This window comes from Pseudofrankia asymbiotica, assembly GCF_001983105.1.
Taxonomy (GTDB): Bacteria; Actinomycetota; Actinomycetes; order Frankiales; family Frankiaceae; genus Pseudofrankia; species Pseudofrankia asymbiotica.
Genome location: NZ_MOMC01000010.1, coordinates 116,855 through 136,093 on the forward strand (window position 1 = coordinate 116,855; position 19,239 = coordinate 136,093).

General features: G+C 73.3%; 16 protein-coding genes and 2 pseudogenes. 10 read left to right on the forward strand and 8 right to left on the reverse strand.

Translation table 11 applies throughout. The annotated features are described in order from the left end of the window. Window positions 1-345: 345 nt before the first annotated feature. Window positions 346-1,704, reverse strand: coding sequence for an ABC transporter substrate-binding protein (locus BL253_RS05465; RefSeq protein WP_081438032.1), 1,359 nt, complete (start codon window positions 1,702-1,704; stop codon window positions 346-348). A 463-nt stretch (window positions 1,705-2,167) separates the two neighbouring features. Here BL253_RS05465 and BL253_RS05470 point away from each other — a divergent pair, with 463 nt between their 5' ends. After that, window positions 2,168-3,301, forward strand: a complete 1,134-nt coding sequence (locus BL253_RS05470; protein ID WP_076814186.1) for a nitronate monooxygenase — start codon at window positions 2,168-2,170, stop codon at window positions 3,299-3,301. 130 nt (window positions 3,302-3,431) lie between these two features. On the opposite strand, the gene BL253_RS05475 is transcribed toward BL253_RS05470, so the two are convergent. From BL253_RS05475 to BL253_RS05490, 4 genes are read right to left on the reverse strand one after another with little or no spacing between them, the layout of a single operon-like run. Continuing rightward, entirely contained in the window at window positions 3,432-4,700 is a 1,269-nt protein-coding gene (locus BL253_RS05475; protein WP_081438027.1) for an ABC transporter permease, read from the reverse strand. After that, a complete protein-coding gene (locus BL253_RS05480) occupies window positions 4,700-5,398 on the reverse strand; it encodes an ABC transporter ATP-binding protein (RefSeq protein WP_076814118.1) in 699 nt (232 codons plus the stop codon). Before BL253_RS05480 ends, BL253_RS05475 begins: the two co-directional genes overlap by 1 nt. Beyond that, the gene (locus tag BL253_RS05485) at window positions 5,395-6,549 is read right to left on the reverse strand and encodes a peptidoglycan-binding protein (protein WP_076814119.1); all 1,155 of its coding nucleotides are present in this window, start codon (window positions 6,547-6,549) and stop codon (window positions 5,395-5,397) included. Before BL253_RS05485 ends, BL253_RS05480 begins: the two co-directional genes overlap by 4 nt. After that, entirely contained in the window at window positions 6,546-7,091 is a 546-nt protein-coding gene (locus tag BL253_RS05490) for a hypothetical protein (protein ID WP_241834551.1), read from the reverse strand. The genes BL253_RS05485 and BL253_RS05490 overlap by 4 nt, the downstream gene beginning before the upstream one ends. Before the next feature lie 223 nt (window positions 7,092-7,314). On the opposite strand from BL253_RS05490, the pseudogene BL253_RS05495 reads away from it, so the two are divergent. Both BL253_RS05495 and BL253_RS05500 read left to right on the forward strand, forming a co-directional pair. Beyond that, a pseudogene (locus BL253_RS05495) lies at window positions 7,315-7,970 on the forward strand (response regulator transcription factor). Next, window positions 7,967-9,319: a sensor histidine kinase gene (locus BL253_RS05500; RefSeq protein ID WP_081438028.1), complete on the forward strand. Its 1,353-nt coding sequence runs from the start codon at window positions 7,967-7,969 to the stop codon at window positions 9,317-9,319. Before BL253_RS05495 ends, BL253_RS05500 begins: the two are co-directional and overlap by 4 nt. 49 nt (window positions 9,320-9,368) lie before the next feature. On the opposite strand, the gene BL253_RS05505 is transcribed toward BL253_RS05500, so the two are convergent. Continuing rightward, window positions 9,369-10,256 (reverse strand): SAM-dependent methyltransferase, encoded by an 888-nt coding sequence (locus tag BL253_RS05505; RefSeq protein WP_076814121.1) that lies wholly within the window; start codon window positions 10,254-10,256, stop codon window positions 9,369-9,371. 227 nt (window positions 10,257-10,483) lie between these two features. On the opposite strand from BL253_RS05505, the gene BL253_RS05510 reads away from it, so the two are divergent. The 4 genes from BL253_RS05510 to BL253_RS05525 all read left to right on the forward strand — a co-directional run bounded on the left by BL253_RS05510 (window position 10,484) and on the right by BL253_RS05525 (window position 16,254). Further along, entirely contained in the window at window positions 10,484-10,951 is a 468-nt protein-coding gene (locus BL253_RS05510; protein WP_076814122.1) for a Dps family protein, read from the forward strand. A 102-nt stretch (window positions 10,952-11,053) separates the two neighbouring features. Continuing rightward, on the forward strand, window positions 11,054-11,530 hold the full coding sequence (locus BL253_RS05515) for a TspO/MBR family protein (protein ID WP_076814123.1): 477 nt from the start codon (window positions 11,054-11,056) through the stop codon (window positions 11,528-11,530). Between the two features lie 248 nt (window positions 11,531-11,778). After that, complete coding sequence (locus BL253_RS05520) at window positions 11,779-14,046, forward strand: DUF6541 family protein (RefSeq protein ID WP_076814125.1); 2,268 nt, start codon at window positions 11,779-11,781, stop codon at window positions 14,044-14,046. Between the two features lie 117 nt (window positions 14,047-14,163). Next, window positions 14,164-16,254 (forward strand): ABC transporter ATP-binding protein, encoded by a 2,091-nt coding sequence (locus BL253_RS05525; protein WP_076814127.1) that lies wholly within the window; start codon window positions 14,164-14,166, stop codon window positions 16,252-16,254. 31 nt (window positions 16,255-16,285) lie between these two features. Here the strand turns inward: BL253_RS05525 and BL253_RS05530 are convergent, their stop codons facing one another. Further along, entirely contained in the window at window positions 16,286-16,984 is a 699-nt protein-coding gene (locus BL253_RS05530) for a hypothetical protein (protein WP_076814129.1), read from the reverse strand. Between the two features lie 113 nt (window positions 16,985-17,097). On the opposite strand from BL253_RS05530, the gene BL253_RS05535 reads away from it, so the two are divergent. From BL253_RS05535 to BL253_RS45295, 3 genes and pseudogenes are all read left to right on the forward strand, one after another. After that, window positions 17,098-17,565 carry a MarR family winged helix-turn-helix transcriptional regulator gene (locus tag BL253_RS05535; protein WP_076814130.1) on the forward strand — a complete coding sequence of 156 codons (468 nt, stop codon included), beginning with the start codon at window positions 17,098-17,100 and terminating at the stop codon, window positions 17,563-17,565. A gap of 152 nt (window positions 17,566-17,717) precedes the next feature. After that, a complete protein-coding gene (locus BL253_RS05540; RefSeq protein WP_198946174.1) occupies window positions 17,718-18,059 on the forward strand; it encodes a hypothetical protein in 342 nt (113 codons plus the stop codon). A 217-nt stretch (window positions 18,060-18,276) separates the two neighbouring features. Continuing rightward, window positions 18,277-18,450: pseudogene (locus BL253_RS45295) on the forward strand (hypothetical protein); the annotation flags it as partial. Window positions 18,451-18,506: 56 nt separating this feature from the next. Here the strand turns inward: BL253_RS45295 and BL253_RS05550 are convergent. Continuing rightward, window positions 18,507-19,226 (reverse strand): hypothetical protein, encoded by a 720-nt coding sequence (locus tag BL253_RS05550; RefSeq protein WP_198946175.1) that lies wholly within the window; start codon window positions 19,224-19,226, stop codon window positions 18,507-18,509. Window positions 19,227-19,239 lie beyond the last annotated feature (13 nt).

The following is a 19,239-nucleotide window of genomic DNA, read 5'->3' on the forward strand; positions in this document are numbered from 1 at the left end:
ACCCGCGATCAGCGTTCGTGTACGAGATGAGGAAGCGCCAGGACGTGCTGGTGTCTCGCGCGGGGTCGGGCGGGGGCGGAACGCGGGCGGTTGCCCTCGGTCGGCGCCGCCGACGGTGGCGGAGATGGGGTGGCCGAGACGGATGCCGGCCCGGCCGGTGGTTCGCGCGGGTTCTGGCGGCCCCGCGGGGGAGGGCTGGGCTTCAGTCCGTCAATGAATATTTTATACAACCAACGGCACGCCGGGGGCCGTGGCCGCCGGAAGGCCGTGGCCGCCCGGGCCCGGAAGGGTGCCCGGATCGACCGCGTCTGACCGGTCGGGCGCGGACCGGTCAGACGTGGCCGGTCACCCGGTGCCCGCGGCCGCCCCCGTCAGGAGCTGGCCGCACCACTGCCCGGACCCGTTGTTGTCGGCGAGGTCGAAGCCGGTGGCGGTGGCGTTGACGCGTACGAACGCGTAGCAGGTGTTGGGCTTGCCGCGGTTCTGGGAGAGGTCGACGGTGCCGGGAACCAGGCCGCCGGCGTCGTAGTCGGTGACCTTGCGCAGGTCGGTGATGAATGCCTGCCGGGTGGGGCAGGAGCCGGCGGCTTCCAGGCCGCGCAGGAAGAGGTCCGCGCTGATGTAGGAGGCGACGGCGACCTCCTGATCGGGGTCGTCCAGCTCGGGGGCGAAGTCGGCCATCGCCTTCTGGTACCTGCGGATCGCGGGCGACGCCGCCTCGAACGGGGTGTAGTTGACCCAGATGGTCAGGCCCGCGATGGCGGGCCCCTGCTCGCGCACCAGCGCCTGGCTGTAGCCGCTCGGGCTCAGCACGACCTTGGGATCGCCGCCGGCGGTGCGCACCGCCGCCAGCACCTCGGCGATGCTGCTCATCGCCACGGTGCCGACGATGACGTCCGCCCCGCTGTCGATGACGTCCTGCGCGGTCCGCGCGGCGCTGCTCGACCCGGTCGTGTAGCCGACCCGATCCACGGTGTCGATGCCCTGGCTCCTGAGGCTGGCGATCAGCTGGTTGGCGATCTCCACGGAGGGGCCGTCGGCGGCGTCCTCGAGCACGACCGCCCGCGTGCCGCCCTGTGCCCTGGCGTACTGGCCGAAGGTGGTGACCGCCGTGCCCTTGGCGAAAAGATAGGAGAACGAGAACATGTTGGCGTGGTCGTTCCACAGTGACTCGGCGGTAAGGCCGGTCACCGGCACGCCCGTCCTGTCCAGATAGTCGGCGGACCCGGAGACGGCCGTGCTCAGCTCGATGAGCCCCAGCACCGGGACGTTCTCGACGAGTTCCCTGGCCGCCGTGCCGTTGGTGCTCGCCGTGGCGGCGTCGTCGCGCCAGACCAGGTCGATCCCGCGGCCGTTGACGCCGCCGGACTGGTTGGCCAGGCCGATCCGGCCCTCGACCCCGCCGCGCGCCGCCTTGAAGGCCTCGGACAGGACCCCACTGTCCGGATAGAGCAGCCCGACCTTGACGGCGTCGGGGGTCACGCCCGGCGCGTCACAGCTCGCCGCGGCGGTCTCGCCGGCCTTGGCGGCACAGCCGGCCGTCGCCACGAGCGCCAGCGCGAGAGACAGCGTTCCCGCGCGCGTCCGTCCACGCACCGCCCGGCGCGGCAGCTGGTGGCCTACCGGCGCGCGGCCGGGCGCCGATAATCGGCTGCTCGCTCTCGGCAGCCGAGGCCCGCCATGCCCGTCACCCGTCGCGTGCATGCACAACTCCCAGATGATGTCGCGCCGGACCGCGGCGGGCTGGCGGACCTCTCCCGGCGAGCCGCGACGGCCCGTGCGGCCCGCGCCCGTGCCGTGACGTCGGTCGCGACTCGTCGCCTGTTCGCGACCGCCTCGAACGTCGCCGGGCCGCCGGTCCTCTGGTCCGCCCACCATGGTCGGCCACCGATTCCACTCTGGAACGTGAGCATAGCCTCATCCAGATGAACCAGAATTCCGGCCTTCTTTTGGCTGTCCCTGGGGAAAACTGACGAGACGGGTCTTCCTCTCAGTACAAGAACCTGATTCTTGTTTCCCGGGCGTGGCATGCGGCGGAATCACCGTCGGGCCGCCCGCGGCGCCTCGCCGGCACGGCGCGTTCGACGCCGCCCACCAGGGGCCTCGGGCCGAGGCCTCCCGCCGTGCGCTCGGGATCGGGCCGGCTGGCCATGGGAAGGTCACGGGCATGGAGCTGCCACACGTGCCGACCAGGATCGTCTGTGCGCCGATGGCCGGTGGGCCGTCGACGCCCGAGCTCACCGCGGCGGTCGGCGAGGCCGGCGGGCTCGGGACGCTCGCCGCCGGCTACCTGACCGCCGACCGGTTCGCCGCGGACGTCGAACGGACCCGTGAGCTCACCCGCCGCCCGTTCGCCGTGAACCTGTTCCTGGGCGGCGGGAGGCCCCGGGGCGCGGCGGCCCAGGCGCTCGACGCGGCCGTCGCGGCCTACGTCGAGCGCCTCGGGCCGCTCGCCGCCCGGCTGGGCGTGGCACCCGGCGACCCCCGTCCCGGTGGGGCCGGCGGACCAGCCGGACCGCCCGGGGCGGCGGACGACGACGACTTCGCGGCGAAGCTCGACATCGTGGTCGCGGCGCGCCCCGCCCTGCTCAGCGTCGCGTTCGGCCTGCCGACCAGCGAGGACGTCGCCCGCTGCCACGGGGCCGGGATACCGGTCGCGGTCACGGTCACCGACGAGCGGCAGGCGATCGCCGCCGCCGCTCTCGGCGCGGACGCGCTGATCGCGCAGGGCTGGGAGGCCGGCGGCCACCGCGGTGGCATCGACCCGGACGACGCGGAGGGCGCCGATGTGCGACTGGCGCTCATGCCGCTGCTGGCCCGGGTGCGCGCCGCGGTCGGCCTGCCGGTGCTGGCGGCGGGCGGCATCGCGGACGGGGCCGGGATCGCGGCGGTGCTGGCCGCCGGCGCCCACGCCGCCGTCCTCGGGAGCGCGTTCCTGCTCACCCCGGAGGCGGGCACGTCGGACGTGCACCGGGCGGCGCTCGCCGGCGGGCGGCGCACCGTCGTCAGCCGGGCGTTCACCGGGCGGCTCGCCCGCGGGTTCGACAACGTTTTCACCCGTGAGCACGGCGCCGACGCCCCGGCGGCCTACCCGCGTGTCCATCGGATCACCGCGCCGCTGCGGGCCGAGGGACGTCGTCGCGGCGACCCGGAACTCGTCAACCTGTGGGCGGGGGAGACGGCGTCCCTGAGCCGCGCCGTGCCCGCCGGGGACCTCGTCGCCGCCTGGCACGCACAGGCGGGCGAGGCCCTGGGCGCCGCCCGGGCCCGTCTCGCGCCGGCGGCGACGTCCCAGGGCTGATGCGCGCGACGCCGGGTGCCCCTGAGGACAGCCCGGTTCCCGGGCCGAACGGCGACAGGCCTGGGAGCCGCCCGCCCCGGTCACGCGAAGGGACGCGGCCGACGGCGACCGGGGCAGGGGCGCCGTTCGCCTACGGAGCCGCCAGCGCCTCGGTGGGGGAGAGCCGGGCGGCGCGGACCGCTGGGTAGAGACCGGCCAGCCCGCCGATGACGACGGTCGCGCCGAGACCACCGAGCACCGCCCAGGCCGGGAGCGTCGGCGGCCAGCCCCGCGCCGCGGCGTACCCGACGGTGGCCGCGGCTCCCAGCAGTGCCCCGCCGGCGCCGCCGAGGGCGGACAGCAGCAGCGACTCGGTGAGGAACTGTGCGCGGACCTGGCCTCTGGTCGCCCCCAGCGAGCGGCGCAGCCCGATCTCGGAGCGCCGCTCCAGTACCGAGATGACCATCGTGTTCGCGACGCCGACCCCGCCGACGAGCAGCGCGACCCCGCCGAGGCCGAGCAGCAGGCCGGTGAAGGCGTCCCCGGCCGCCCGCTGGGCGGCGAGCGCGTCAGACGGGCGGGATACCTCGACCTCGTTCGGCGCCTCCGGGTTGGCGGTGGCGCCGAGCACGTCGCGGACCGCCTCCACCTGATCTCCCCGCGGCCGGACGTAGATGGTCGTCGGATGCCCGTCGAATCCCGCCCTGGACGCGGCCACCGACCATCCGACCAGCGCCGCGGTGTCCAGCTCAGGGGCGAGCGGCGCCGGTTCGAGGACGCCGACGACCGTGAACCAGCTCCCGCCGAGCAGGATCCGGATGTCCGGCGAGGCGTGGCCGATCCCGAGCCGCCGCGCGGCGACGGCGCCGAGCACCGTCGCCGGGTAGCCGCTGGTCGCCTCGTTCAGCCACGTGCCGCTGGCCAGCTCGCCGCCCACGGTGGCCAGCAGATCGGCGCGGGCGGCGTAGGCGGCGATCCCGTTCGTCTCCGCCGCGGGGATCCGGCCGGTGCGGTAGACCTTCGCGTCCCTGAGCCGCCCGACCGCCGACAGCGACTCGACTGGGCCGATCCGGCCGACCATCGCCCCGGCCTCCGCTGGCAGCGACGCCTGTCTCCCGGCCAGGGTGGTGCCCGGCGAGACGGTCAGCAGGTTGGTGCCGAGCGCGTCGAGCGCGCGGTCCAGATCGGCGCGGGACGACGACGATATCCCGACCACCGCGACCATCGCGGCGATCCCGATCGCGATGCCGAGCGCGGACAGGAACGCCCGCAGCGGGCGGGTACGCAGCCCCACGGCTCCGACCTTCACCACGTCCCCTGGCCGCATCCGGGCCGGCGCGAGCGCGCCGTCGCCAGCCGGCCTCGCCCGCGCCGGTCGGGCCGCCGGCTCGGGGGGCGCCGGGGCCGGCGGCGCCGTCATCACGCCACCTCGCTGACCGGCGTCCGGACCTGGCCGGCGAAGGAGTCGGCCACGATCCGGCCGTCGCGCATCCGGACCTGCCGAGGCAGCGACGCGGCGATCTCCCGGTCGTGGGTGATGACGATCACCGTGGTCCCGTGGTCGTGCAGCTCGCGCAGCAGTGTCATCACGCCGGCGCCGGACACAGAGTCGAGAGCCCCGGTCGGCTCGTCCGCGAGCAGCAGCGGCGGGTCGCCGACGATGGCTCGGGCGACGGCGACCCGCTGTCGTTCGCCACCGGACAACTCGTGCGGCCGGTGATCCATCCGGTGGGCGAGGCCGACCCGCTCGAGTGCCTCGGCGGCCCGGCGGCGCCGCGCCGCCGCCCGCGGGCCGCGGTAGAGCAGCCCGTCGGCCACGTTGTCCAGGGCGCTGACGCCGGCAGCCAGGTGGAACTGCTGGAAGACGAAGCCGATCCGGCCGGCGCGCAGCGCGGAGAGCTCGGCGTCCGCCAGCCGGGCCACGTCATGTCCGTCGATGCGCACCGTCCCGGACGTCGGCCGGTCCAGCGCGCCGAGGATGTTGAGCATCGTCGACTTCCCGGACCCGGACGGCCCGACGATCGCGACCAGCTCGCCACGACCGATCCGCAGGGTGACGCCGGCGAGCGCGGCGACCCCGCCCGGGTAGACCCTGGCGGCCTCGAGTAGTTCGATCATGCCGGCATCCCCACCGTGACGCCCTCGGCGATGCCGGGACCGGAGATCTCCACCCGGCCGTCGGCGAACAGGCCGATGGTCACCGCGACATACCGCGAGGTCCCGGCCGCCCTGTCGACGACCTCCACTCCGAACCCGCCCTCGTTCAGCGCCACCAACGCGGCGACCGGGACGGTGAGCACGTCGGCCCGCCGGCCCGCGGTGAACGTGACGTCGACCGAGGCCAGCGTGTAGGCGTCAGCGGCCCGCTGCTCCGGCAGCCCGACCACTACCTCGACCGTGGTGGCGGGATCCGCGTCGGGGCCGTCGCCCGGGACGATCCGGGTCGACACCTCGTCGATCCGGCCGGGGGTCCTCGCCCCGCCCGGGAGGGCGACGGTCACCTCGGCGCCGTCGGCGGCCAACCGCTGTTCGGACGTCTCCAGCTCGACGGTCACGGCCTTGGCGGTCCCGGTGTAGCTCAGTACTGGGCTGCCGGGGCCCACCGGACCGCCGAGCTCGGCGGTGACCGCGTCCACCCGGACGGCGTCCGGCRCGAACACCACCCGGCCGAGCTCGACCCGGCCCGTCCCGGGTAGTCCCAGGTCCTCCTGCCACCGGGTGACCGCGCGCGCGGTCTCGTCGGTGTAGGAGTCGTCGACCGTGAAGCCGGAATAGCCGAGCGCGGCCAGGTTCTCCTCGAGTTGCAGGACGTCCTGGCCCTCGGTGCCCGCGCGCAGCGACCGGTAGGCCGGCATCGTCCCGTACAGGAGCGTCACCGGCTGGTCGTCGGCCCGGAACAACTGCTGGCCGCGGGTGATCCGGGCGCCGGTGTCCGGCAGCGCGGTGGCGGTGCCCGGCAGGCGGCTGACCAAGGTGGTCGAGGGGCCGTAGCCGAGGTCACCGTCGACGGTCCGGGAGTCGGTGAGCGTCTGCCGGGTCACCTCGGCGGTGTTCGGTGGCGGCGCGGTGGCGTTCGACCCTGCCGCCTCGCCGTCGTCGGCGAGACCGAGCACCGCCGAGGTGGCCGCCGCCCCGCCCGCGGCCATGACGGTGAGGACAGTCGCGATCCGTCGGCCACGTCGCCGTCCGCGGCCGCCGCGCCGACGGCTCTCGGCGGTCCGGACCCGCTCGCGGTGGTCTGTCTGCTCCTCGAGGGTCACCCGGGTCATCCCTTCCCGGCCAGGATGCCGTCGCAGGCCTGCTGGGCGGTCTGGAAGTCCGGGTCGTCCCCGACCTCCGGGCCGATCATGATTCCGCGCTGGCCCGGCTCGGGGTCGGGGAAGGCCTCGACGCCGTTCTTCCGCATGCAGGCGGCGAATTCCCTGGCCTTCGCCTCCATCTCCGGGTCGCTACCCGCGGACCCGTTCGCCTGCGGGCTGTACTCGCGGCAGGCCTCCATGGCCGCGTCGACGGTCTCCTTCGGGGTGCTCGGGTCGACCCGCAGCTCGATGCGGCCGTCCACCGGGTCGGGCATGTCGACGCCGTTCTCGCGCATGCACTGCGCGAACTTCACGGCCAGGTCCCCTGGTCTCGGGGTGCCGGTGGCTGTGGCGCCGCCGTTCGTCCCGGCCGCGCCACCGGATCCGGCACCGGCCGCCGAGGCGACCGTGGCGCTGCCGTCGCCGGCGCCGCAGCCGGTGAGGGCCAGCACCAGGACCAGCGGCAGCGCCGCCAGAACCGTCGGCATTCGCAGGGAAAGCCTTCGTATCACGTCGTCTCCTTGCGATTTCGCGCTGTCTCGGCCGGCGCTGGTCGCGGCCGGTCGAGCGCTGATGCAACGCATCGGAGCGTTTCGCTGGCGTTTCCGTGGCGACCGTCGGCGGTCCGCCCTCCGGCCGTGACCTCTCAAGATCATCAGCTTGCGCTAACAGTGAAGAAACAGAGTGGTCGGCGAACATGTGTCGGCGGGTCGACGGGATGAGCGGAGTGGCGTCGTGCGGGTACTGGTGGCAGAGGACGAGCCGATGCTCGCCGACGCGGTCGCGGAGTGGCTGCGAGGCGAGGCGCACGCGGTGGACGTCGTGTACGACGGCGAGGCAGCGCTGGACCGGCTGATGGTCCACAGCTACGACGTGGTCGTGCTCGACCGGGACCTGCCGGCCGTGCACGGCGACGACGTCTGCCGGGAGCTGGTGGAGTCCAGCGCGAACACCCGGGTCCTGATGCTCACCGCCGCCGCCGAGGTCACCGACCGGGTCGACGGGCTCAACCTCGGCGCGGACGACTACCTGACCAAGCCGTTCGCCATCGCGGAGCTCGCCGCCCGGGTCCGGTCGCTGGGCCGGCGGGCCCGCCCGGCGACGCCGCCGGTGCTGAGCCGGGCGGGCATCACCCTGGACCCGGCCCGGCAGCAGGTGTTCAGGGATGGCCAGTATGTGCCGTTGTCCCGTAAGGAGTTCGCCGTCCTCGCCGAGCTGCTGCGGGCCGACGGACCGTGGTGTCCGCCGAGCTCCTGCTGGAGAAGGCGTGGGATGAGCATGCCGACCCGCTGACCGGAGCGGTGCGGCTCGCCATCCTCAAACTGCGCCGCAAGCTCGGTGACCCACAGGTCGTCGAGACCGTTACCGGCGTCGGATACCAGATCCCATGACCGCCACGACCGTCCGGCTCCCATCGGGACGCCCCGCGCCGTCGCGGTCGTCGCGGCCGCGGCGGGGGCCGGCACTCCGGCCGCGCCGGCCGCGCCGGCCTGGGGCGGCGCCACGTCGCCGCACGCTGCGGACGCGGCTGACGCTGATCTACGCCGGTCTGTTTCTCATCGCCGGGGTGGTGCTACTCGGCGCCACATACGCGTTGTTCCAGCAGCAGCTGCGCGCCTCCGGGATGAAGGTGCTCGCCCAGCGAATCGACGTCGGCGGGAAGGTGACGACCTCCGCGACCCTCGGCGACCGGACGGCCGCGCCCTCGGGCGACGACCCGCTGATCACCGGTGCGGACGCCGAGCGGTGGTGGCGGGAGCAGCAGGACCAGCTGCGCCACGCGGCGATCAGGTCACTGCTCGTCCAGGGCGGGATCGCGCTGGGCGTGGTCGGTGGCGCGGCGGCCGGCTTCGGCTGGCTGGTCGCCGGTCGGGTCCTCGCGCCGCTGCACCGGGTCACCGACACCGCCCGCCGGATCGCTGGCGCGCCGGCGGCCGACCGAGGGCTGCACGAGCGGATCGCCCTGCGCGGGCCGAACGACGAGGTGAAGGAGCTGGCCGACGCGTTCGACACGATGGTGGAACGGCTCGACCGGTCGTTCGACGGGCAGCGCCGGTTCATCGCGAACGCCTCGCACGAACTGCGCACACCGCTCACGGTGAGCCGCGCCGTCGTCGAGGTGGCGATGCACCGCCGGTCCGTCTCCGCGGACGTGAAGCAGTTGGGGGAGGACCTGCTGACGATCAATCTCCGGCACGAGCGGCTGATCAGCGGCCTGCTCCTGCTGGCCGGCTCGGAAAAGGAGATCACCGGACGTCGTCCCGTCGACCTCGCGGACGTGGTGACCCACGTCGTGGGGCAGACCGCGACGGAGGCGAGGCGCGCCGGGGTCGTCGTGCACGAGTCGGCGGCCGAGGCATCGACCCGTGGCGACGCGCTGCTCCTGGAGCGACTGGTACACAACCTGGTCGAGAACGGCATAAGGCACAACATCGGCCGCGGCGGCGAGGTGTGGGTGGCCAGCCGTGCCCGGGACGACAGCCTGGTGGAGATCGAGGTGTCCAACACCGGGCCGACCGTGCCGCCCTACGACGTCCCGTCGCTGTTCGAGCCGTTCCACCGGATGGTGACCGAACGACTGATCACCGCCAGAGGAGCCGGGCTCGGACTGTCGATCGTCCGGTCCGTGGCCGAGGCCCATGGCGGTGAGGCCAGGGCCCGGGCTCGCGACGGCGGCGGCCTGGTCGTGACCGTGACTCTGCCCGCGGCCCCCGACCGCGACCCGCCCGACCAGGCCTGATCGCGGCGGTGGCTCACGTCAGCTCGCCGGCCGGAGCATGGGCTGACGGTCAGCCCTTGCGGGCGATCAGGCCGTACGCGCTGACGTCGGCGTCGGAGTAGAGGTCGGGATCCGCGTCCGGGCGCCAGCGGTGCAGCAGCGTGATCCCGGGCTCGACGATCTCCAGGCCCGCGGGCACCAGCGCGGCCAGCTCGTCGCGGCCGCGGGTCTGGAAGGGGATGCCGCGCTGGTTGTAGACGTCGACGACGCGCTGGGTCTCCGCCGGCGCGATGTCGCTGGTCCCGTGACTGAGCACCAGGTAGCTGCCGGCGGGCAGGGCCRCCACCAGCCGGCGCACGAGGGCGCCAGGGTCGGTGCTGCCCGGGAAGAAGTGCAGGATCGCGATCAGGGAGAGTGCCACCGGCCTGGTCAGGTCGAGCGTCCCGGACAGGACGGGGCTGGCGAGGATGTCGTCAGGTCGGTGCAGGTCCGCCTCTAGGTAGGCGCTGCGACCCTCCGCCGAGCTGGTCAGCAGCGCGCGGGCGTGCGCCAGCACGATCGGGTCGTTGTCGGCGTAGACCACGCGGGCCGCCGGCAGGACCGCYTGGACGACCTCGTGCAGGTTCGGCGACGTCGGGATCCCGGTTCCGACGTCGAGGAACTGGTCGATGCCGGCGTGCTCGGCCAGGAAGCGGACGGACCGATGGAGGAAGGCCCGGTTCTGCTGGGCGTAGACCCGCAGGTGCGGGAAGACGGACAGCGCCTGCTCGGCCGCCTCGCGGTCCGCCGGATAGTTCGTCTTGCCGTCCAGGTAGTAGTCGTACATCCGCGCGGAATGCGGGATCTCGATGTCCAGCTCGACCGGCTGGGCGCGCCGCGCCTCCGGCGGGACGGGGTCCGTCCGCCATGCCTCAAGCGAGGTCTCGCTCGCCTCGCCCTGCGCGTCTGCCTGTGCCACGGGACGGCCTCGTCCTCTCGTCCAGCGGTGACCTCGGCACTGGCGCCGTCGCGCCGCGCCACGACCCGATCGCCGTTCCCCACTTCTATCAGCACAGGCCCAAACCGCCGGATCCACCCCCGCGGCCGGGTGCCGGGATCAGCCGCCGGGGCGCCAGGGGGCCGTAACGATCTGCTCGATGGGCATCCAGACAGGGACGCAACCGGCGTCGCGAGGAGAGGAGCACCATGACCGCGATTCGCAGCCCGCTAGCCGACGACGCGCGCACGGTGACCGGCGAGGCCCTCCAGGGCATGGTCGTCGACCTGATCGACCTCTCGCTGTTCGCGAAGCAGCTGCACTGGAACGTGACCGGCCGGACGTTCCGTTCGATCCACCGCCAGCTCGACCAGGCCGTCGACGTCGCCCGCCGCCACACCGACCTGGCGGCCGAGCGCGCCGTGGCCATCGGGGTGAACCCGGACGGCCAGGTGGGCACCGTCGCCCACCGCGGCCAGATCCACGGGGTCGAGTCCGGCTATGTCCAGGACGAGAAGGTCGTCCGGCTGATGACCGACGTCCTGGCCGACGTCATCACCCGGACGCGCGGCCGGATGGACGCGACGGCGGAACCGGACCCGGTCACCCAGGACCTGATCATCGACGCGCTCAAGGAGCTGGAGATGCAGCACTGGATGTTCCAGGCGATGATCTGACCCAGCCCAGCCCAGCCCAGCCCAGCCCCGGCCTGGGCCCCGCCTCGGCGGCGGCCCCGGCGCCCCGGGGGATGCTCGGCGCCCGCCGGGTACCAGACTGGGATGAACGGTCTGACCTTCGCGAGGACCAGCCTGGCCACGGCCGGCGCCGCCGCCCTCGGCGCGGCTGCCACGAGCCCCGATTCCGCCTGGTACCGGGCGCTGGACAAGCCCGCGTGGCAGCCGCCACCGGCGGCGTTCCCCGCCGTCTGGACGCCGCTGTACGCCTCGATCGCGTTCGCGGCCGCCCGCGCGCTCGACGCCAGCTCCGGCGACCAGCGGCGCAGGCGGCGGCTGCTGCGCGTGTTCGCGGTTGACCTCGCCCTGAACGCCGGCTGGACGCCGCTGTTCTTCCGGGCCAGGCGCCCGCGCTGGGCGCTGGCCGAGATCGCGGCGCTGGACGCGGCCAACGCCGCGCTCCTGGCACGCGCCTGGCGAGCCGACCGGCTGGCCGGGGCGGCGCTGCTGCCGTACCTGGCCTGGACCGGTTTCGCCACCGCGCTCAACGCCGCGATCGCCGCCCGCAACCCCGCACGCTGACGGGTCCGCCCGGGTTCGTACCTGGACGTAAGCCCGCGTGTGGGCCGGCGACACCCCTGCCCGACTTGACTGGCGCACTACCTATCATCCCAGTTGGCGCGAATGTGCTGGTGGTGGTGCATGTCGGATTAGTGGCCGCGAGACAGGCAGGGCGGGCGGGCATCAGATGGGTCGGACACGTGATCGGGGACGACGGGGCCGGCCCGTGAGGCGGCCATGACGGCCGGGTCAGGACGCGGCCTGCCGCGATGACCATCGACTCCTCCGCGCCCGAGACGGCCACCCGCAAGCCGGACATCCCGGCTCAGCCCGCACCGGTCGCCGCCCCGGAGCCGCGCACCGAACCGGCCCCGAGGGTCCCGGCGCGCCCCCGTGGGCTCCGGCCGCTCCACCGGCTCCGGCGGGTCCGGGTCAGCGCACCGGCCGCAGCGGTCCTGCTGCTGGCGCTCTGCTCCTTCGTCGGCAGCCTCCTCCTGCAGGCATTCCTCTACCCGCGTGGATCCGGGGACGCCGACGAGGCCGCATACGTCATGCAGGCGCGGATGCTGCTGCACGGGCGGCTCACCCTGGACGCGCGGGTGGTGGAGCCGTTCTTCCAGCCATGGCTGACCGGCATCCATGGCAACCACGTCTTCACCAAGTACCTGCCGGGCTGGCCCGCGCTGCTCGCCGTCTCCCAGGCGCTGTTCGGCACGATGACCGTCGCCCCCGCGGCGGTCGCCGCCTGCTGGGTCGTCGGCGCCTACCTGCTCGCGCGCGAGCTGTTCGACGACGTCTGGACGGCCCTGGCGACCGCCGTGCTGCTGGCCCTGTCCCCGCTCGTCCTGCTGCACACCGCCCTTCCGCTCGCCTACGCCTGCGCCGCGGCCGTGCTCACGCTGGCCAGCGCCCTGCTGCTGCGCGGGGCCCGTACCGGATCGCGTCCCGCGCTGATCGGTGGCGGCGCGCTCGTCGGGTTCGCCCTGCTAAACCGGCCGTACGACGTGGTCCTGGTCGCGCTGCCCCTCCTGCTCTTCGTCGCGGTGCGGCAGCGGCGGGCGCCCCGGACCCTGGCCACCCGCTCGGCCTGGGCCGCCCTCGGCGCGGCACCGCTGGTCGCCGTCCTGCTGGCCTACTGCTGGTACGTGACGGGCTCGCCGCTGCGCCTGCCGCTGTCGGCCTCGGACCCGCTGGACACGTTCGGCTTCGGCTCGCGGCGCATCCTGCCCACCGAGTCGAGCTTCCCGTTCACCCGTCACCTGGCCGAGGACGCGCTCCGGGACACCCTGAGCGCGGCGCCGAGCTGGTACTTCGGCGGGCTGGGCCTGATCGCCCTCGCGGTCGTCGGCATCCTGGCGCCGCGGCGGCGCGCGGAGCGCCTGCTGCTCCTCGCGACGACCGGGGTGGTGCTGGCCGGCTACTTCTTCTGGTGGGGGTCGGCGTTCGCCGTGCCCGGCCTGCGCAACGGGCTCGGCCCGCACTACCACCTGGCCGGGTTCACCCCGGTGGTCATCCTCGCTGCCGCCGGCGCCCGGTGGCTGTGGACGCTGCTGCCGGCGCGACCGCACACGCCGCGGGCGGCGCACGCGGCCCGGCCGGTCCGCCGCGCGCGGGCCGCCCGGTTCGGCGGTGTCGTCCGGCCCACGGCGATGGCGCTCGCCGTGGCCGGGCTCGCGGCGCTCACGGTGCCGACCCTCCAGCCCAGGATCGACGTGCAGCACAGCGTCGACGCCGGCAACGACTTCCTGGACGCCCTTGTCCCGGACAACCTGCCCGGCCCCGCGCTGGTCGTCGTCACGCCGGGGGTGGCCAGCCGGTACACCCAGGTCCCGTACCACACGCTGCGCAACAGCCCGGGGCTCGACGGCCCGATCGTCTACGCGGCGGACATCGGGCCCGCCGTCGCCGCGCTGCCTGACCGGATGCCCGGCCGCGCGCTCTACCGGCTGCGACCGGACGAGCTCGTCGACGCGGACATCCCGGGCAGCTACCGGGGCTCGTTCATCCCGCTGCGCCGGGTCACCGGAAACCGGGTCGAGATCCGGGTGACCATCCGGCCGCCCGCGGGCGCCGCGGGTGGGCACACCTCCGTGCCCGCCGCTGGCCCTGGCGCTGGCGCCGGGGCCGGGGCCGGGTCGCGGATGTATGTCCGGCTGGGCAGTGAGGTCCGCTCCCTGGATCTCGCCGCGGTGCCCCCGGGCGGGAGCGCCGGAGCGGTCACCCACACCTTCGTCCTGACCGCCGCGGCGGCCGGCGGGCCGGACGAGATCGCCGCGGGCATCTCGTCGCCCGCCGAGCTCGTCGTCGGTTTCGCCGCTGGCCCCGACCCGGGGGCCGGTGCGTGGGAGGAACGGTTCCCACTGGTCCGGCGCGCGGCCGGCGATCTCTCCCTGCTCGCGCCCGGCCTCGGCTGGCGGCGCCTGGCAGGCGGTACGGCCAGCACGGCCAGCACGGCCGGAGGCAAGCCCGACGCCTGGCTCGCCGCGCGGATCCAGCCCGTCCTCGACGTCGCGCTGGCCGGCTCGGAAGGCCACTGACGGCGAGGCGGGTCTGAAACAGGGGCAAATGCTGGCAGGGCCGCCCAGCCGTGCGCGAGAAGCGAAAGACCCTCAGAATCCGGGTTCCGGCGCGGGCTTCTCGCCGACGCTGGACGGGTGGACGGCAACCCTGACGTCATCAGCGTGCCACCAACTCAGCGGGGCGTTCCCAGCTCCGAGCGGGACGAGGAGACCAGCGGCCCTCCACCGGCGGGCCTTCCGGCGAGCGGCGCCGCGCTGCACGATCCCGTCCTGACGTACGGAAAAGAGGACGAGGACGCCACCGGGGCGTGGACGAAGCACAAGAAGACGATGGAGAGCACCGGCGTGCGCACCATGGCCAGGCGGCTGCCGGGCCTGCTCCGCCTGTCGTGGTCGCTCGCCTGGGAGGCGGACCGCGCCGGGCTGCTGGCCCTGGTCACCGTCCGGGTGGTGTCCGGGCTCGCGGAGGCGGCCGGCCTGCTCGCCGTGGCCGGCGCGCTCACCGAGCTGCTGCGCGAGGGCCCGACGCCGGACCGGATCCGCGAGGCGCTGCCGGCGCTGGCGCTGGTGGCCGCGGCCGGGGTCGTCCGCGTCGGGCTGACGCTGGTCGAACGCCTGCTGCGCAGCCGGTTCGGCCCGCGGATCGACCGGGTCTGCATGGTCCGGCTGCTCGACGTCGCGACCCGCACCTCCGTGATGGCCTACGACGACCCGCGGTTCGTCGACGACCTCGACGCCGCCGAGCGTGGCGCCGCCGGCGGGCGCCAGCTCGTCGACAACACCGCGGACGTGTTCACCTCGGCGGTGCGGATGGCGGCCGCGGGCGGCGTCCTGACCGTGCTGCACCCGCTGCTGCTGCCGCTGCTGGTCCTGTCGATCCTGCCGGACGGCTGGGCGACGGCGCGCTCGGCCCGGCTGGCGTACGCCTCCTGGCTAGGCACCATCCGCCAGGTCCGGCGGCAGTACATGCTGCGGTACCGCATGATCGACCGGGACTGCGCCGCCGAGATCCGCTCGTTCGGGCTTGGGGGCTTCCTGCTGGACGAGTACACGCTGCTCGCCCGCGGGTACGAGGCCGAGCAGCTGCGGGTCGGCCGCGGCCAGGTCCGGTACCGGCTGATCGGCGAGTCCGTGGCCGGGCTCGCCCTCGGCGCCGTCTACCTCACGCTCGTTCTGCTCCTCGACGCCGGCATCATGCCGCTCGCCGCGGCGGGTACCGCCGTCCTCGCGATCCGCAACGGGCGCGGCGCGCTGGGGACCGCGCTGACCAGCCTCACCGAGGCCTACGAGAACTTCCTCTACTTCGGCGAGTACCGGGCCTGGATCGAGGAGGCGGCCCGCCGGATCCCCACCCGGCGGGCGGCGGCGGCACCGACAAGCCCGGAGGTCATCCGCGTCGACGACGCCACCTACAGCTATCCGCACACGGGCACCGCGGCGCTGCGCGGTGTGTCCGTCGAACTGCGCAGGGGGCAGGTGGTCGCGTTCGTCGGCGCGAACGGCAGCGGCAAGTCCACGCTGGCGAAGGTCCTCGCCGGCCTGTACCTGCCGGACTCCGGCGCCGTGCGCTGGGACGACGTCGACCTCGCCGGCGTCGACCCGGACAGCGTCCGGGAACGGGTCGGGCTGATCCCGCAGTCCTACACCCGCTGGCCCATGTCGGCCCGGCTGAACATCGCTGTCGGCCGCGTCGGCCGGCTGGCGACCGACGGCCCCGACAGCGTCATCCCCGCCGCCCGGGCCACCGGCGCCGACGAGGTCATCGACGGGCTGCCGCACGGCTATGACACCTCGCTGGCCCGCCAGTACACCTCCGGCCACGATTTGTCCGGCGGCCAGTGGCAGCGGATCGCCTGTGCGCGCGCCGTCTACCGGGACGCGCCGTTCCTGATCGCCGACGAGCCCTCCGCGGCCCTCGACGCCCGCGCCGAGCAGACCCTCTTCAGCCTCATCCGGCGGCTCGGCCGGGACCGGATCGTCCTGCTGATCACACACCGGCTCGCCAGCGTCCGGACAGCCGACCGCATCTACGTGCTCGACGAGGGCCTCGTCGTCGACGAGGGCGACCACGCCGAGCTGATGAGCCGCCCCGGCATCTACCGCGACCTGTTCACCCTCCAGGCCCGCCAGTTCGTCGACACTCCGGATTCGCCGCCGCCGCCGCCGTCACCGTCACCGGCAGCCGAAACACCCGCCGAGCCAAGCCCGGCCCGAGGCGCGCGGTAGGCCCCGGTATCGGCTTCCGACGGACGGGGTTCTATCGGCCATGAACGCCCGTGTTCACCTCGGCGACGGGCGGGAGCCCGCCGCCGCCGGACAAGCCATCGGCGGACCTGCCGCTGGTAGGGACCATGCGGGTGACCGAGGTCGGCATGGCACCCACGGTGAAGGCGTGGACGGTGGCGTCGACGGCGACGGTCACGTAGGAGGCCCGCATCGGGATTCGCGACGGCAGCGGGATCGTATGGGAGCCCTCGGCGAACCCGGAATCGAGCACCCGCATCGAGGTGCTCCTCGGTTCCGGAGGCGTGAGCGAAGTGGCCCACCAGGCCTGGACGGCGACCTGCGCGGGCTCGTTCAGCGTCAGGTGTATCGAGCGCCGAGCCGCGTCGTAGCTGACCTCACTGTCATTCTTCCGATCGACYGATGTGACACCCTCCACCTGGGCCACGATGAGCCCGGCGATTCCGGCGAGGCCCTGGACGACGATGGCATGCGGGTTGCGCCTGGAGATCTCCTCGCGGAGGTACTGCTTTGTGTCCAGCGGAACCATGCCGCCGAAGACGAGGATGTCGACGCCCGTGACGTCGTAGTCGTCCAGGACACGGTCGAACTGGTTGGTCGCGTCCGTGGCGTAGCCCTTGCCGCGCAGGATCCCGACGGTCTCGACGAGCACGCTGGGGCTCCTCCCGACGATGAGGATTCGCTTGGGCTGGTTCATGGGTGAGGCGTTCATGTGCCAGATCTCCTTGGCGGCGGGTGCGGATAAGTGTTGGCGCGAACAATATTGGCTACACCAACATAGCCAGTGTTGGCTCGGCCAACAAGTGCTACCGTGCGGGTGTGCCCATGCCTCGCCATCAGCCCGGCCGCGCCCTGGCCCGGCTCCAGGACCGCCCGACCTGGCTCATCAGCCGCACGTACGCACGCTCGTCGGAGCTGCTCAACGCGGGCTTCGAGGCTCACGGCAGCGGCCTTCGCGGCTACCACTACCGACTGCTGGCCGCGCTCGAGGAGTGGGGACCCGCCAGCCAGGCCGAGCTGGGCCGCAACACGGGGATCGACCGAAGTGACGTCACCGCCGCACTGTCGGAGCTCGAGTCGCGCGGCCTCGTCGAACGCACCGTCGACCCCGAACACAGGCGCCGCAACATCGTCACCATCACCCAGAAGGGCGCCGAGCAGCTCCTCGACCTCGACGCGGTGATCGACGGAATCCAGGACAGGCTCCTCGCCCCTCTGACGGCGGCACAGCGGCGTGAGTTCGTCAGCCTGATGTCCCTGCTTCTCGACGACCCCAGGGCGACGACCGCCTGATTCGCTAGGCCACCCGGCGTGTGATCCACAACGTTTGGCCGCAGGACCGGCTCATTCAGGGACAGCCCGCCCCGACGACTTCGTGGAGACCTGTGCGTACCGCGGAAAGGGCTGGGTCGACTTATACTTGGAAAATGTGCAGGTACGCGTTCGTGACCTATAAGGTCCACTACGTGTGCGTCGCCTGCCGACAGTCCCACAAGCATCCCTGGGACGGCGCCGAGCACCTGTGTACCCGGTGCCGCGTACCGATGCGATACGCCGGCCACGACTTCGCGGCCCCACGTAGAGCCGACGACAGCGGCTGGGGCGCGGTCACCGCGGTCCTCGACGCGGGCCTGCGCTATGAGGGGTTCCAGGTGTGCGGCTGCGGCCGGGAATCGGAATACCGGCCTCGACGTAGCTCGGATGTGCGATCCCGGCGCCGTGTGGCCGTCCGTGCCGGGTTGTGCGAGGCCGACGCCCTCGCGCTGCGCGATCCCGCCGACGCATGACGTCTCTTCGGCTGACATCCCCGCTGCACAAGCCGCCGGAGGATCACGTGAGGCGCGTGACTTCGCTGAACCCGGTCCGCCGAACTCCGAGGAGCCGGTAATGGCTAAAGATTATGGACGGATCCATTGGCGCTGGATGAATGCCGCCCCACGCAACCGGGATACAGGCGCCCCCTCGTACCTGGAGGAGTGGTACAACGAGTAGTGCGGGGGATGTCTCCACTACGTTCCGCTGGAAGGCCCGCTCGGTGGCGACTGGGGTGCTTGTGTGAACGCCGCTTCCTCATACGACGGGCGCCTGGTGTTCGAGCATGACGGATGCGACGAGTTCGAGAGGGACGACACAGGTTATGCGCCGTTCTCCGAGCCTCGGCCGTCGGGAAATGCGTAGCACCGCCCGTCCATGGACCGCACAGGTGAGATCGCTATCCGCAGAATGAGGCGTGGTCACGTGGCCCCGGCGAGTGGGTCGCTCTGCCCGATAGTCCGCGGATGTGTGACCGGGTATCCGGTCTGCTCGGCGTCTTGCCGGACGTCGGCGAGTGTGAGATCCGGGTTCAGCGCCGTCACGGTCGTGCCGTCGAGCGGGTGAAGCGTCCAGAGGCGGCTGACGGCGACAGTGTCGAGCGCGACCTCGTAGTAGTCGGCGGCGAAGGCCAGATAGATGTTCGGGCCGGGGTCACAGAGGATGGTCAGCAGTTCAGCGCCGTCGGGGCTCTCGCGGTGTCCCGCATGGGGCGGGAGCTCCATGGTGCCGGTCCGCCAGTGGTCGTCGTGGTGTTGGCGCCAGAGAACGAAGGTGGCCTCCAGACGGCCGTCGAAGCTGAAAGCGGGCTCGTCAACGTGGGCCTGGAAGACCTCCGGAACGGTGTCGACGAGCCCGGGCCACAGACCTCCCACGACGACGGGACTCATCGGTGACTCGTGGTCGAAGCCGCGGATGAAAGCCCCGGCCGGGCCGAAGACGATCGAGTACGCGTCCCCGCTGCCATCACGCATCGACGCCATCTCCTTGGCCGGCGCCCACGAGGCGTCGAACGAGTAGTAGCGGAACTCCCACTCCGGGCAAACGATCGCCTCAAGCATCGCCAACGCGCGGCATCGATCACGGAGCACCGAGATATCGGGCAGACGGGCGGCGACCTCGTACACGTTCACCTTGGTCACACTATGTCCCTGC